This window comes from Methyloceanibacter sp. (assembly GCF_050728395.1).
Lineage (GTDB): Bacteria > Pseudomonadota > Alphaproteobacteria > Rhizobiales > Methyloligellaceae > Methyloceanibacter.
This window is the reverse complement of record NZ_JBOHJB010000032.1, coordinates 1-13,832: the sequence shown is the minus strand read 5'-3', so window position 1 is coordinate 13,832 and position 13,832 is coordinate 1. Positions and strand designations below refer to the sequence as shown.

Annotated in this window: 17 protein-coding genes and 1 tRNA gene; 7 read left to right on the top strand and 11 right to left on the bottom strand. The window is 64.1% G+C overall.

Going from position 1 to position 13,832, the window contains the following annotated elements; translation table 11 throughout:
• Positions 1-130 precede the first annotated feature (130 nt).
• Complete coding sequence (locus ACREC7_RS07715) at positions 131-379, bottom strand: hypothetical protein (RefSeq protein ID WP_431555107.1); 249 nt, start codon at positions 377-379, stop codon at positions 131-133.
• 131 nt (positions 380-510) lie between these two features.
• On the bottom strand, positions 511-759 hold the full coding sequence (locus ACREC7_RS07710) for a DUF1565 domain-containing protein (protein ID WP_431555106.1): 249 nt from the start codon (positions 757-759) through the stop codon (positions 511-513).
• Between the two features lie 193 nt (positions 760-952).
• On the opposite strand from ACREC7_RS07710, the gene ACREC7_RS07705 reads away from it, so the two are divergent.
• Both ACREC7_RS07705 and ACREC7_RS07700 read left to right on the top strand, forming a co-directional pair.
• Entirely contained in the window at positions 953-1,474 is a 522-nt protein-coding gene (locus tag ACREC7_RS07705; protein WP_431555105.1) for an Hsp20 family protein, read from the top strand.
• A gap of 7 nt (positions 1,475-1,481) precedes the next feature.
• Entirely contained in the window at positions 1,482-1,754 is a 273-nt protein-coding gene (locus ACREC7_RS07700; RefSeq protein WP_431555104.1) for a DUF1150 family protein, read from the top strand.
• A 38-nt stretch (positions 1,755-1,792) separates the two neighbouring features.
• Here the strand turns inward: ACREC7_RS07700 and ptsN are convergent, their stop codons facing one another.
• From ptsN to ACREC7_RS07660, 8 genes are all read right to left on the bottom strand, one after another.
• Positions 1,793-2,257 (bottom strand): PTS IIA-like nitrogen regulatory protein PtsN, encoded by a 465-nt coding sequence (gene ptsN, locus ACREC7_RS07695; RefSeq protein ID WP_431555103.1) that lies wholly within the window; start codon positions 2,255-2,257, stop codon positions 1,793-1,795.
• Positions 2,258-2,302: 45 nt separating this feature from the next.
• Complete coding sequence (gene hpf / locus ACREC7_RS07690; RefSeq protein ID WP_431555102.1) at positions 2,303-2,887, bottom strand: ribosome hibernation-promoting factor, HPF/YfiA family; 585 nt, start codon at positions 2,885-2,887, stop codon at positions 2,303-2,305.
• Between the two features lie 210 nt (positions 2,888-3,097).
• Complete coding sequence (gene rpoN, locus ACREC7_RS07685; RefSeq protein WP_431555101.1) at positions 3,098-4,687, bottom strand: RNA polymerase factor sigma-54; 1,590 nt, start codon at positions 4,685-4,687, stop codon at positions 3,098-3,100.
• 35 nt (positions 4,688-4,722) lie between these two features.
• Positions 4,723-5,550: an LPS export ABC transporter ATP-binding protein gene (lptB, locus tag ACREC7_RS07680; protein WP_431555100.1), complete on the bottom strand. Its 828-nt coding sequence runs from the start codon at positions 5,548-5,550 to the stop codon at positions 4,723-4,725.
• Positions 5,551-5,613: 63 nt separating this feature from the next.
• Positions 5,614-6,456, bottom strand: coding sequence for an LptA/OstA family protein (locus ACREC7_RS07675; RefSeq protein ID WP_431555099.1), 843 nt, complete (start codon positions 6,454-6,456; stop codon positions 5,614-5,616).
• On the bottom strand, positions 6,453-7,241 hold the full coding sequence (gene lptC, locus ACREC7_RS07670; protein ID WP_431555098.1) for an LPS export ABC transporter periplasmic protein LptC: 789 nt from the start codon (positions 7,239-7,241) through the stop codon (positions 6,453-6,455). Before lptC ends, ACREC7_RS07675 begins: the two co-directional genes overlap by 4 nt.
• 118 nt (positions 7,242-7,359) lie before the next feature.
• Positions 7,360-7,968: a ribonuclease D gene (locus ACREC7_RS07665; RefSeq protein ID WP_431555097.1), complete on the bottom strand. Its 609-nt coding sequence runs from the start codon at positions 7,966-7,968 to the stop codon at positions 7,360-7,362.
• Between the two features lie 22 nt (positions 7,969-7,990).
• A tRNA-Leu gene (locus ACREC7_RS07660) sits at positions 7,991-8,077 on the bottom strand.
• 159 nt (positions 8,078-8,236) lie between these two features.
• Here ACREC7_RS07660 and ACREC7_RS07655 point away from each other — a divergent pair.
• The gene (locus ACREC7_RS07655) at positions 8,237-9,241 is read left to right on the top strand and encodes a complex I NDUFA9 subunit family protein (protein ID WP_431555096.1); all 1,005 of its coding nucleotides are present in this window, start codon (positions 8,237-8,239) and stop codon (positions 9,239-9,241) included.
• A gap of 11 nt (positions 9,242-9,252) precedes the next feature.
• Here the strand turns inward: ACREC7_RS07655 and ACREC7_RS07650 are convergent, their stop codons facing one another.
• Positions 9,253-10,134 (bottom strand): undecaprenyl-diphosphate phosphatase, encoded by an 882-nt coding sequence (locus tag ACREC7_RS07650; protein ID WP_431555095.1) that lies wholly within the window; start codon positions 10,132-10,134, stop codon positions 9,253-9,255.
• 111 nt (positions 10,135-10,245) lie between these two features.
• Here ACREC7_RS07650 and ACREC7_RS07645 point away from each other — a divergent pair, with 111 nt between their 5' ends.
• The 4 genes from ACREC7_RS07645 to ACREC7_RS07630 are packed head-to-tail and all read left to right on the top strand — an operon-like array spanning position 10,246 to position 13,702.
• The gene (locus ACREC7_RS07645) at positions 10,246-10,938 is read left to right on the top strand and encodes a glutathione S-transferase family protein (RefSeq protein WP_431555094.1); all 693 of its coding nucleotides are present in this window, start codon (positions 10,246-10,248) and stop codon (positions 10,936-10,938) included.
• 29 nt (positions 10,939-10,967) lie between these two features.
• Positions 10,968-12,086 carry a tRNA epoxyqueuosine(34) reductase QueG gene (gene queG / locus ACREC7_RS07640; RefSeq protein WP_431555093.1) on the top strand — a complete coding sequence of 373 codons (1,119 nt, stop codon included), beginning with the start codon at positions 10,968-10,970 and terminating at the stop codon, positions 12,084-12,086.
• Entirely contained in the window at positions 12,083-12,949 is an 867-nt protein-coding gene (locus ACREC7_RS07635; RefSeq protein ID WP_431555092.1) for an SDR family oxidoreductase, read from the top strand. The genes queG and ACREC7_RS07635 overlap by 4 nt, the downstream gene beginning before the upstream one ends.
• 15 nt (positions 12,950-12,964) lie before the next feature.
• Complete coding sequence (locus tag ACREC7_RS07630; RefSeq protein ID WP_431555091.1) at positions 12,965-13,702, top strand: vWA domain-containing protein; 738 nt, start codon at positions 12,965-12,967, stop codon at positions 13,700-13,702.
• The last annotated feature ends 130 nt before the right edge of the window (positions 13,703-13,832 follow it).

Genomic DNA, 13,832 nt, shown 5'->3' with positions numbered 1-13,832 from the left:
TCGGCGGTTCGATCCCGCCTGGCTCCACCAGATTTCCCCATGAACTAACGCACGAGGCTGGCCGTCGCTCGCGCAGTCGTGGAGCGACCGGCTCGGCTGCCGATCGCTCCGGACAGCGGTAGACGCTCGTTTAGTAGCGCCAGCGATAGGGCCGGCCGTAATAGCCGTAATAGCCGCCGTAGTACCGGGGGCCATAATAGCGACGGCACGCACATTGATACGGGCCGCACCAACAGCCGACCGTCTCAACGGGCGAATAGCCCTTGGTGACCGGCGACTGATCTCCCAGGCCCCGCATTGGTGCTGCTTCGGCCTTCATAAGGGCTGAACCGGCCAAGAGCACGAATGCGGTGGAAAGGACCGTGAATAGTTTGCGCATGTCTCCTCCTTTTCGAACGACGCGACGATCATAGCGCCCGGTATGTTGCAGGCAATCGACAACGCTGAGACACGGTTACCTAATCGGAACCCCTGAGCAAAGGGGTTCGAAAACCGGCGGAGGCGCTCGCTCTAGTGGCCCCCTAGTACCGCGACCCCGACATTCGCCGCGCGCAACGCCGAGATCTGCTTCGGCAGGCTCTGGTCATAGGCGGCGGGGGCAATGAGCACGGTGTCGCCTGCTTTCGCCACATGGATCGCGTGCTGGATAGACTTGAAGGCGGTCTTCGGCCCGCGCCCGTCATTGGCGTCGTCACCCGTCCTCGAATCGACATACCATTCCATGGCATCAGAACATCCGAAGCTGCCGATCAAGGTCAAGGATTAACCGGCGGTCGCGACCTTCGTCCTTCGACGTAGCCAATCGCTTATTCGTGACCGGGCCGGCCCGGCGCCGATTCTTGAATTCGCTGGCCATTTTCCCCATATCCCAGCCGGTTTAATGGCTCAGCGCCGCGGCGGGCGTGGCCGTTCTGTATGTCCGGGCGCCGACAGGGCCCAACGACGCTACGACATGTCGCAGCCGCTTGCACTGGAAGGGCTTGGCAGAATGTCGCGCATGACGTTCCTTGAAGGGGAGATTTGGCTCGGCGTCGAGCCCGGCCGTGGGCTTCCCCGGTTCGTCAGAGCACCGGAGGCCGGTTACCCTCCCTACAATATCGAGCTGTTGACCGGGGAGGACGGAAGCCCAGCCACGCTTCGCATTACGCTTGCCGTCGCGGGCTTCAGCGTCGATGAGCTTGCCGTCACCATCGAGGGCGGCCAGATGATCGTACGCGGCAAGCAGGCGGATGAGCGGTCCCGCGACTACATCTACCGCGGCATCGCGGCGCGCAGGTTCAAGCGCAGCTTCGGACTCGCCGACGGTGTGGAGGTGCGCAAGGCGGAATTGCACGACGGGCTGCTCGCCATCGAGCTCGAGCGCCCGATGACGGACGTAACGGTCCAGACGGTGCGGATCGTCGATGGCGAGGCTGCCGGCAAGAGGCGCGAGGCGTTGCCGCCAAAGCGGGCCAAGGTTTCAGATGCGGAGTAAGTCAAGAATGAACGAAGACGCAAAATTTGATGGTGAAGCTCAGGGCCCCATGAGCGAGAAGGCGTTCGAGCAGCTCGGTGACGGCGAGGTGGCTTATATCAAGCAGCTCAATCTCGACCTTGCCCAGAAGCTGTTCCCTGCCCTGCGCGGCAAGCTCGAAGGCATCGATCTCTACGCGGTGCTCGGCGCCGACGGCACGCCGCTCGCGCTCACCGACAGCCGCAACGCGGCCATCGCCAACGCCATTGAGAACGACCTCGTGCCGTTGAGCGTGCACTAAGCCTTCAGCCTATTTCGATTGAGGCCGAGAAATTTCCATCACGCCGCGTGGGAGGTGGCGCCCTCGGTCAGCACCGCATAGATCGCGGCGGCGTCGCGCGAGGCCCTGAGCTTGTCCACGGCATGACCCTCGCGCAGCAGCCGCGAAATGCGCGCGAGCGCCTTCAAATGATCGGCACCGGCGCCCTCCGGCGCGAGCAGCAGAAACACGATATCCACGGATGCGCCGTCGACCGCTTCGAAATCGACCGGCTCGGCAAGCCGCGCGCAAATGCCGGTGATGCGCTTCAAGCCGGCGAACTTGCCATGCGGGATGGCGATGCCTTGGCCGAGCCCGGTCGAGCCGAGCCGCTCGCGCTGCAACAGCGTGTCGAAAATGTAGCGCTCCTGCAGCCCGGTGAGCCGGGCGGCACGGGCCGACAGCTCCTGGAGAAGCTGCTTCTTGTTCTTGACCTTGAGCGAAGCAATCACCGCTTCGGGGCCGATGAGATCAGCTAGATGCATGTGCCAACCCGCCTGATGAGTGAAACGCAATAGCCGAACGAGCCGCTAGCGCCGTGCCCGCGTTTTCTGTCTGACCGCAGGATCGATCCAGCCGATATGGCCATCGTCGCGGCGGTATACAACGTTGATTTCGCCGCTTGACGCGTTGCGAAACAAAACGAATGGCTGATCGGAAAGATCCATCTGCATCACTGCGTCGCTGACCGCCATTTCGTGCACGACAGTCTCGGCTTCGGCAATGATGATCGGGTTGTCCTCATCGCTCTCCTCCTGTCCATCCTGCCGCGATTGCAGCACGTAGGACGCTGCGGGGGTCTCCTTGCGGGCGGAGTGTCCCCCATGCCGTTTGACCCTTCGCTTGTAACGCCGAACCCGCTTCTCCAGCCGCTCGCAAGCGAGATCAGCGCTCTGATAGGCATCGGCCGCAACGCCATGGGCTTCAAGACTCATGCCTTGCCACAAATGGATCGTGCAGTCGGTGCGAAACTCTCCGTGTTCCTTCTCTACGCGCACGTGTCCGGACGGCATCCGTCCGATATATTTCTCGACGGTCTGCGAAACGCGCTCCTGGACATATCCGCGTAGCGCCTCACCAACGTCGAGATTCTTGCCGGTGACCTGTATCGTCATTGCCCGCGGAAGTGCCGACAGACCAATTTTCCCTGTCCCCCGGGACGCATGACGACGCCGCATGTGAGGCGGATGCCGATCCCGGCACTCTGCTCGTTTGGCTTGGCCTCCCGCCCCGCAAGCCGGAAGCTAGACCGCTGCCCATATGGTGTCAAATTTCGCCCAACTCAAGGCTCATGTTGCTGCGAAATCCGGCTTTGGCCGGCGAGGTCATGCGCTCGCGCCGGCCGCGATTCGCTTCTGCCGGCGGCGCTGCACCGAGGAGGGAATGCGCAAGGCTTCGCGGTATTTGGCAACCGTGCGCCGCGCGATGTCGACGCCGTCAAGCTTCAAGCGTTCGACGATCTTGTCGTCGGACAACACCTCGCTTGCGGGCTCAGCCTCGATCATTTCCTTGATGCGGTGGCGCACGGCTTCCGAAGAATGGGCGTCGCCTTCGCCTGCAGCAGCAATCGCCGAGGTGAAGAAATATTTCAGCTCGAACAGGCCGCGATTGGTGGCCATGTATTTGTTGGCGGTGACGCGGCTCACCGTCGATTCATGCATGGAGATCGCGTCGGCCACGGTCCGGAGGTTCAGCGGCCGCAAATGCCGCACCCCATAGGTCAGGAAGGCATCCTGCTGGCGCACGATCTCTTGCGCCACTTTGAGGATGGTGCGGGCGCGCTGGTCGAGGCTCTTCACCAGCCAATTGGCCGTTTGCAGGCAATCGACCAGGTAGCTCTTGTCGTGCTTGCTGGTCGCCGACTTGCAGACGCAGGCGTAATAGGCCTGGTTCACCAGCACGCGCGGCAAGGTCTCGCTGTTCAGCTCGACGTGCCAGCTTGCGTCCGGAAGCGGGCGCACCAGCACGTCAGGCACGATCGGCTGCGACGGGCTCGACCCATATTTGAGCCCAGGCTTCGGGTTCAGCCGCTTCACCTCCTGGATCATGTCGCAGAGATCCTCGTCGGAGACGCGGCAGGCGCGCTTCAGCGCGGCGAGGTCGTGGGTGGCAAGCAGGTCGAGATGCTCGATCAGAGCCGCCATGGCGGGGTCGCAGCGGTCTTGTTCCTTCAACTGCAGCGTGAGGCATTCGCGCAAGTCGCGAGCAAACACGCCACAAGGATCGAAGCCCTGCATCACCGTCAAGGTTTCCTCGACGAGATCGAGCGGCGCGCCCAGCAGCTCGCCAAGCGCGGCAAGATCGCCCTGCAGGTAGCCGGCCTCATCCGTCATGTCGATGAGATGATGGCCGATCAGCCGGCGGGCCGGGTCGGCGAAGACAAGGGCAAGCTGGTCGGCGAGATGGTCCTTCAACGTCCGCACCTCGGCGACGTAAGCTTCGAGATTGGGCGCATCGTCGCCGTCGAGGCGCGGGCCCTGGCCGAGCGAGGCCCAGCCCCCCTCCTTGAGCGCGCCGGTCGCGAAGCTGTCGCCTTCCGGAGAGGCGTCTTGCGGTTCGGTATCGAGATCGTCGGCTTGGCCGCCGCGATCATCGGCTTGGAGGTCCAGCCACTCGCCGTCGTCGCCGGCGGTGTCGCCTTCAGCTGCGTCCACAGCGTCGGCGGCTTGCCCGTTCGCCTCCTGCTTGGCGTCGGCGAAAAGCCTCGCCTCCACCTCCGCAGCGTCACCTTGCCCGGCGCCGCCAGTGTCATCGGCCTCCTCGCGCTCGAGCAGCGGATTGCGCTCGAGCTCGGCTTCGACGAAAGCGGTCAGCTCCATGTTGGAGAGCTGCAGCAGCTTGATCGCCTGCTGCAGTTGCGGCGTCATCACCAGACTGTGGCTTTGCCTAAGCTCAAGCTTTGCGGTGAAAGCCATACTCACTCCCGCGCGGGCAGTCCAAATGGACCGCCCTAAATCCTGAACTGATCGCCGAGATAGACGCGCCGCACGTCCTCGTTGTTGATGATGTCGTCGGCGGTGCCGTGGGTGAGCACCATGCCGTCGTGGATGATGTAGGCGCGTCCCACCAGATCGAGCGTCTCCCGAACATTGTGGTCGGTGATGAGAACGCCGATGCCTCGCTGGGTGAGATGGCGCACAAGCGCGCGAATGTCGTTGACCGCGATCGGGTCGATGCCGGCGAAGGGCTCGTCGAGCAGCATGAAGGAGGGGCGGCTCGCCAGCGCCCGGGCAATTTCGACGCGGCGCCGCTCGCCGCCGGAGAGGCGAATGGCGGGCGACGTCCTTAGACGGGTGATGCGAAATTCCTCGAGCAGCGCATCGAGCTGCAGCTGGCGCTCGGCCTTGCTCGGCTCCACCGTCTCGAGCACGGCGAGAATGTTCTCCTCCACGGTGAGCCCGCGGAAGATGGAGGCCTCCTGCGGCAGATAGCCGATGCCGAGCCTGGCGCGGCGGTACATCGGCAGCTTGGTCACGTCGCGGCCGTCGATGCGGATCGAGCCCTCGTCGGCGGGGATGAGCCCGGTAATCATGTAGAACACGGTGGTCTTGCCCGCGCCGTTAGGCCCCAATAGTCCGACCGCTTCGCCGCGGGCGACCTCGAGGCTCACGCCGCGGACCACGGTGCGCTTCTTGAAGGCCTTCACCACCGAATGAACGGTCAGCCAGCCGGCATAAGGGTTCGGCTCGGCGTCGTGCTCGTAGCCGTGCTCCTCGGGTTGGGCAACGCTAGGCTCGGCGACCGCCCGGCGACCTGGGAACGATAGCAATTTGCCCACTACCCTTTCTCTCCTGAGCTGAGGCACGAGCTGGTCAAAGTCGGATGAAATTCCGCTCCAGCCTTATTGCGGCGCGCCGGGAAGCAGCGGCATCGGCGTATCGGCCGCGGGCTCAGCAGCGGCAGCGGGAGCAGCGGGAGCGGCGGCCTTTTCGCTTCCGGCTCCTTTGTCGGCAGACTTTTCCGCAGATTTGTCACCGCTCGATGTGTCGCTCTTGGAGCTGTCATCTCCTGGCTTGGCTTCCTTGGGCATGAACAGGGCTCGGATACGGCCTCCGGCGGCGGTATTGCTCCTGTTCTCGAACCGGCTTTCGCCGGTCTTCAGATCGATCACGAGCCGGTCACCCTTTAACACATTCTTGCCCTGCATTAACACCACATTGCCGCCCACGGTCACGAGCTGGGCCGGCACATCGTAAAGCGCCCAGTCGCTCGTGGTGGTCTGGTCCTGGTCGCTGGTGATGACGACCTCCCCCCTCGCCTCGATCTTGCTGATCTGAGTGCCGTTGTTGGTGCCAAGTCCGACGCCGCTCGGTTTCGCATCCCCGGCACTGGTGCTGGGGGCGGCAGGGGTGGATCCTGTCGTATCGGGACCCTTGGCCAGGCTGTCGCTGCCGCTTCCCACATAATGCACGTCGAGCTCGCGCGAGCGGAGCGTGGTGGTGCCTTGCACCGCTTTCACATTGCCTTTGAAGGTCGCGTATTTCTGCGCGTCGTGCACCACGAGCACGTCAGACTCGATATCGATCGGCTCGTTCGAGTTCTTGGAGAATCCGCCGAAGGTGTTGGTCATGGTCTGCGCCGCAGCCGGCGGCGCCGCAAGCAGTGAAAGCGCGACCGCCCCGGCGGCGAGCAGCGCGCCGCGCACCGCTTGCAAAGACAATGACGGTTTGGCGAGCGCGCTCATTGTGGCAGCGCTTCCGCGGGAACGGTCGCGCTTGCCTCAGGCGGCACGCGCGAGGGAGCGTCGGGAGCCTCGATCTTCGGCGGCCGCGGCGACTGGCTCGAGCCTGCCGCAGCCTGATTGGTCGCCGCCTTGATGATGTGCACCCGCACCTTACCGCGGAACAGGAGCGTCTTGTCGACGGAGTTCAGCCTGAGCGCGTTGGCGCGCACCGTGCCGCTCGGCAGGTCGAAGGCCACGGGCTGGTGCGAGCGCAACACCTGGCTCTTCATTTCGAGGCTGGCAAGGGTGAGCTTGCCGGTGACGCCTGAGCTGGTCGACACGCGAATATCGTCCTGCATCAAGAGGCGCTCAGACTCGCTGTTGAACAGCCCGCGCACCGCCTGCATGCGCGACCAGCCCTTTTGATCGGTGGTAAGCTCGGCCTTGATGGCATGCAGCTTGATCAGCTTCGGGTTCTTCATGTCCTGGTCGGCGTAGTCGGCGCTGACGACATAGGCTCCGTTCTTCTTGTCCATGCCCTTGAGCGTGGGGTTGACCATGCGCAGATTGCCGTCATTGACCTCGACGCCGCTCACGCTTGCGGTCACGCCGCCGACGGTGACGCTGAGTCTGGTCGAAATGAAATAGGTGGCGAGCACCAGCAGCGCCATTACCGGGAGCGTCTTGCGCAGGATGGTGACGGCGCGGCTGTGCTGCGCGGCGCGCGAGAACGCCTGCTCGTGTTCCTCGGCAGAGCGCACGCGATAGCGGCGATCGCCCGGCACCAGTTGCGCTTCAAACGTCACGGAAAGGCTCCTCCGAGCCGATACGGCTCACCCCACGCTTACTTAGCCGTAAGACTTTGATCACATTGCGACCGCAAAGGCCTGTCCAAAGGCGCCTTTGCCGCCTTTTCCGGCCCTCTTAATGGGCGAAGGGATCGAGCTCGGACCAGCCCTTGAGATCGAGTTCGACCCTCGTCGGAAGGAAGGCGAAGCAGGCCTGAGCCAAGCCTTGGCGGCCCTCGCGGACAAGCATGGCTTCAAGTTTCTCCCTTAGCGCGTGGAGATACAAGACGTCGCTTGCCGCGTAATTGAGCTGCTCTTGCGTCAACTGATCGGCGCCCCAATCGGAGGATTGCTGCTGCTTGGAGAGCTCGATGCCGAGCAGCTCCTTGGCGAGATCCTTAAGGCCGTGCCGATCGGTGAAGGTGCGGGCAAGGCGCGAGGCGATCTTGGTGCAATAGACCGGCCACGGCATGACGCCGAGACTATGCTTAAGCACGGCCATGTCGAAGCGGGCGAAATGGAAGATCTTGAGCACGTTTTGATCGGCGAGCAGGCGCTTCAGCTCCGGCGCCTCATAGTGCCGGCGGAGCTGCACGAGCTCAGCCTTGCCGTCGCCGCGCGACAACTGCACGAGGCAAAGCCGGTCGCGATAGGGGTTGAGGCCGAGCGTCTCGGTATCGATGGCGACGGCATCGCCGAAGGCGCGGCCGGGCGGCAGGTCGTCTCTATGCAGCTCGACGGTCATCGGCTCGGCGTGAATTCATGATTGGTGCCCAGGAGAAGACTCGAACTTCCACGCCCTTTCGGGCACTAGCACCTGAAGCTAGCGCGTCTACCAGTTCCGCCACCTGGGCTTGAGGCCCTTTGAGGTACGATCGGGCCATAGCAAAGTCAATCGGCCGGCGGCGGCCAAGCAAGGCAGCTCCAGCCGAGCCAGGCTCAGTCAAGCCTTCCCAGACTTCGACAGGGTCGTGTATTGCTGCTCTCCCTGGTAGGCGGGTGATGCGGCCGTCATGGCGAGCGATCATGCAGGACGAACCGTGGGCATTTCCTTAAGCAGCGCCACTCTCATCACGATTTATGGCGGCTCAGGCTTCATCGGCCGCCATGTGGTCCGCGCGCTGGCCAAGACCGGGGCGAGAATGCGGATCGCCGTGCGCCGGCCGGAGCTTGCGGGCTTCCTCCAGCCGCTTGGCGGCGTGGGTCAGATCACCGCGGTGCAGGCCAATGTGCGCTTTCCTGACTCGCTGCTTGCCCCCGCCAAGGGCGCCGATGCGGTGATCAATCTCGTCGGCATCCTGGCACCGAGCGGACGGCAGACTTTCAAGGCCGTGCAGGACGAGGGCGCCCGCCACGTGGCCGAGGCCGCGCGCGCAGCAGGCGCCAGGGCGTTCGTGCATATGTCGGCGATCGGCGCCGATGCCAGCTCGCCCTCGATCTACGCGCGCACCAAGGAAGCAGGCGAGGCGGCAACGAAGGAGGTGTTCCCCGACGCCGTGATCTTGCGGCCGTCGGTGGTATTCGGGCCTGAGGATGAATTCTTCAACCGCTTCGCAGCACTTGCCCGGCTATCCCCGGCGCTGCCCCTGATCGGCGGCGGCAAGACCAAGTTTCAGCCGGTGTTCGCCGGCGACGTGGCCAAGGCGGTGATGGCAAGCCTCACCGGCAAGGCAAGCGCCGGGTCGGTCTATGAGCTTGGTGGCCCTGAGATCATGACCATGAAAGACGTGATGCAGCGGGTGCTCGCCTACACCATGCGGCGGAAATGGCTCGTGAAGCTGCCCTTCTCCCTCGCCAAGCTGCAAGGTGCGATCCTGCAATTGCTGCCGAACCCGCCGCTTACCCTCGATCAGGTGCGGCTCCTCGAGCGCGACAATGTGGTGAGCGAGGCCGCCAAGCTTGACAACCGGACACTCGAAGGTCTCGGCATCACCGATCCCGTTGCCGTCGAGGCCGTGGTGCCGGACTATCTCGAGCAGTACCGCCCCAAGGGCCAGTTCTCCGACTATCAGCCTTGAGCCGCGCCGATCTATTGCGGGGCCGGCGCCGATTGCACGCTCGCCGGTTGGCCAGGACCGCAATTTCCTTCAGGCGCCGGCGATAAATGCGCGCCATAGCCGTACACGAGCACGAGCAGAAAGCCACCGAGCGCCATGCGGTAAAGAACGAAGGGCAGGAAGCTGATCCGCCGAAGCAAGTTCATCAAGAAGGCAATTGCCAAAATTCCGGCGATGAAGGTGAAAGCCGCGACCATCAACTCGTCGGTGGTAATGTGACACCCGCTCTTCACCGCGTCGCCGAGGGTGAGCACGATCGCCGCAGCGGTGGCCGGAATGCCGAGGAGGAATGAAAAGCGCGCGGCATCGGGGCGAGTGAAATTCAGAAAGCGCGCGGCAGTCATGGTGACGCCGGAACGGCTCGTCCCGGGAATGAGGGCGAGCGCTTGCGCGCATCCGATCACGAGAGCGTTTTTCAGCGTCACGTCGTTGATGGTTTTCACCTGCTTGCCGTACATGTCGGCGACCAGCATCAGCACCCCGTAAAACACGGTGTTCCAGGCCACGACCGTGATGTTTCGTTCAAGGTCGGGGACGTTCAGCTTCTTGAGTGTGAAGCCGAAGAGGACGGCCGGAATGGTCCCGGCGAGAATGTAGAGGGCGAGGCGGCCCTGGTCGGTGATCTTGCCGCGGAACAGGTTGAGCGTTCCCAAGATGAGGTGCCAGACGTCGCGCCAGAAATATATGAGCACGGCGAGAAGCGTACCGAGATGCGACATGACGTCGGTGAACTGGCCCTGGTCGGGCCAACCGGTCAGGAACGGGATGAGAATGAGGTGGCCTGAGGAGGAAATTGGCAGGAATTCCGTGATCCCCTGGACCACGGCGAGCACGATGATCTGTTCTATCGGCATCGATTCCCTCGGCCCCAGAGATGGCCGCTTGTTCGGCGCGCGGGCAGGTTCTATACCGAGGCGCGACTCCGCGCGATTCTTTTCGCGGAGCTAAGGCCGCCGAATGGGTCGATGGCGACGCTCCTGCACTATCCGCTTTGCCCCTTTTCCCGCTCGATTCGCCTTGCGCTGGCCGAGTGCGGCGTCGAAGTGACGCTCACCGAGGAGCGGCCGTGGGAGTGGCGCCCAGCCTTCCTCGAGCTGAACCCGGCGGGGGCGCTGCCGGTGCTGATCACCGACGCCGACGGCCCGATTTCCGGCGCCTACGCCATCTCCGAGTATCTCAACGAGACGGTGAGCAGCGAGGGCGAGGCCGCCAGAGGCTTCAAGCTCTTCCCCGGCGAGCCCCTGGCGCGTGCCGAGACGCGCCGGCTGGTGGATTGGTTCCACCGCAAGTTCCACGATGAGGTGACCTCCTATCTGGTCGAGGAGAAGGTCTATCGCCGCTATGGCCCGGGCGGGGGCTCGCCCAATACCGATGCGGTGCGCGCCGGCCACGAGAATTTACGCTATCATCTCGCTTATCTTGGCCATCTCGCCGAGACGAGGCCCTGGCTTGCCGGAGAGGCGCCGAGCTTCGCCGATCTTACCGCGGCGGCGCATCTCTCGACGCTCGACTATCTCGGCGAGGTGTTCTGGGAGGACTACGAGCCGGTCAAAAGCTGGTACGCACTCCTCAAATCGAGACCGTCGTTCCGGCCGTTGCTCGCCGACCGGGTCCCCGGCTTCATCCCGTCAGGGAGCTATGCCGATCTCGATTTCTGAGTCGCGGGCGACTGTCGGGTCGATGTGTCATGGCGCTTTCGCTGAAAGAACGGATCGCACACGAGGCCAATGAACTGGGCTTCGCCGCGGTGCGGTTCGCGAGCGCCGACCCTCCGGCCGGCGCCGGTGCCGCCTTGGAAGATTTTCTCGCATCCGGCCGCCACGGCGACATGGCTTGGCTCGCCGACAACAAAGAACGGCGCAAGTCTCCCCGCGCCATCTGGCCAGACGTCAAAAGCATCATCATGCTTGGGCTGAGCTACGGGCCTGAGCGGGATCCGCTGCAAGCGCTTGGAATGCGCTCGCGCGGCGCCATCTCGGTCTATGCGCAAGGCGCCGACTATCACGATCTCATCAAGTCGAAGCTCAAGACGCTTGCTTCACGCGTGCAGCACTTCGCCCCCGGCGAGGTCAAGATCTTCGTCGACACCGCACCGGTGATGGAAAAGCCGATCGCGGCCAAGGCCGGCCTCGGCTGGCAAGGCAAGCACACCAATCTCGTTTCCCGCGACTTCGGCTCATGGCTGTTCCTCGGCTCGATCTTCACCACCGCCGAGATCGCGCCCGATCAGCCGGAGGAGGACCATTGCGGCGCCTGCCGGCGTTGCCTGGATGTGTGTCCAACCAAGGCGTTCGTCGCCCCCTACCAGCTCGATGCACGCGCCTGCATCTCCTACCTCACCATCGAGCACAAGGGGCACATCGCGATCGAGTTCCGCGAGGCCATGGGCAACCGCATCTTCGGCTGCGACGACTGTCTCGCCGTGTGCCCGTGGAACAAATTCGCGAGCGTGGCGCGCGAGGCAAAGCTCGCCGCACGGGCTGAGAGCGACAATCCGCCTCTTTCCGAGCTGTTGTCGCTCGACGACGACGCCTTTCGCGCACGCTTCCGCGGAACGCCGATCAAGCGCACGGGGCGCGACCGGTTCTTGCGCAACGTGCTGATCGCCGCGGGCAATTCCGGGGATGATGCTCTCGTGCCGCAGATCGAGCAGCGTCTCGGCGACGCCTCGCCGCTCGTGCGCGCCATGGCGGTATGGGCGCTGTCCAGGCTTGCGCCGGATTGGGCGGCGGCAGTCCGCGAATCCGAGGCGCCAGCCGAAGCCGATCCAGCCGTTGCCGACGAATGGGCGAGGATCGGCGCGTGAGTCGTCTGTTCTGCTTCGGCCTCGGCTTCTCGGCCGAGACGCTGGCGCGGCGGCTTGTCGCCAAAGGCTGGAGTATCGCCGGCACCGCGCGCGACCCCGCTAACATCGAGCGTCTGCGTGCTGCGGCCTATGAGGTCTGCCGCTTCGCCGGAGAGCCGGGCAATACGGAGCTTGCGGCGGCACTTGCCGGCACCACACATCTTCTCCACTCGGTTCCGCCGGGGAGCGAGGGCGATCCCGTGCTCCGCCATTACCGCGCCGAGATCGCAGAGCTGCCGTCGCTCGAATGGATCGGCTACCTCTCAACCGTTGGGGTTTATGGCAACCACGCCGGAGCCGTGGTCGATGAGACGAGCCCGCCACGCCCCCATAACGAGCGCACCAGAGCGCGCGTGGTGGCCGAAAGCGGCTGGCTCGCCTTCGGTGAAGAGACCGGGCGGGCGGTGCAGGTGTTTCGCCTTGCCGGCATCTATGGGCCGGGCCGGAGCGCGCTCGACAAGCTTCGCGCCGGGACCGCGCGGCGCATCGTCAAGCCCGGTCAGGTGTTCAACCGCATCCATGTCGAGGACATCGCCAGCGTGCTCGAAGCCTCCATCGCGCGGCCGCGGGCTGGAGCCATCTACAATGTCGCCGACGATGAGCCGGCGCCGCCTGAGGACGTCATTGCCTATGGCGCTGAGCTATTGGGCATTGAGCCGCCACCTGAGGTCCCCTTCGAGGAGGCCAAGCTTACGCCCATGGCCCGCAGCTTCTACGGCGACAGCCGCCGCATCTCCAACGCGCTGATCAAGTCCGAGCTCGGGGTGACCCTTGCCTATCCGAACTATCGAGAGGGGCTACGAGCACTCGCGCCCCACGTGTGAAGAATGCCCCCGTTATTGCGTTCCCTGCAGCTCGCCACGCTTGCCCTCGCCGCGATCGCCATCAGCGCAAGAGCCGAAGACGCCGACGTTCGGCCTTGCACCGAAGACGCCATGATCGTGTTCGACGCCTCGGGCTCGATGTCAGGGGACGGCTGGGGCTATGGCAGCGAAAGTGCCGGCAGCGTTCCCCGCATCGACAAGGTGCGAACGGCGATGCGGGAGATTCTGCCGAGCGTGACGCGCTTTCGCCGAGTTGGACTGATCACCTACGGCTCTGGCGCCTGGAACCAATGCACCATCCGCCTCGATCTCAAGCCGACACCGAATGCCGCCGATCGCATCATGGCGGCGATCGACGCCTTGAGACCTGCGGGCAGAACTCCGCTCACCGACGCAGTCGCGCAGGCGGCCGATGTGCTCGACTTCCGCCACAAGCCAGGTCTCATAGTGGTTCTTACCGACGGCGAAGAGACTTGCGGAGGCTCGCCTTGCGACACCTCGGAGAAGCTTCATGCGGAAGCAGACCAGCTGACGGTCGACGTCATCGGCCTCAGGGTGAAGAATTACGCCTGGATGGGCGATCAGGGCATCATCGACGCCAAATGCCTTGCCGAAAAGAACGGTGGCCAATATCTCCCGGTTGATACATTGGCCGGGCTCCGGGAGGCGCTGGAGAAGACGCTCGGATGTCCCATGGTGACGCAAGCGTCACCTATCCGGCACGTCCTATCAGCGTCGCGATGGCGGCGGTGAGCCGTTTCAGATCTTGCGGCCCTGACAGGCGATGGTCGCCGCCCTTGACCAGTGTGAGCTCGACATCGGCGCCGGCCAGCAGATCGACCAGCGCAAGCGCGTGGCTCCAGGGAACGTCGGGGTCCTGCAT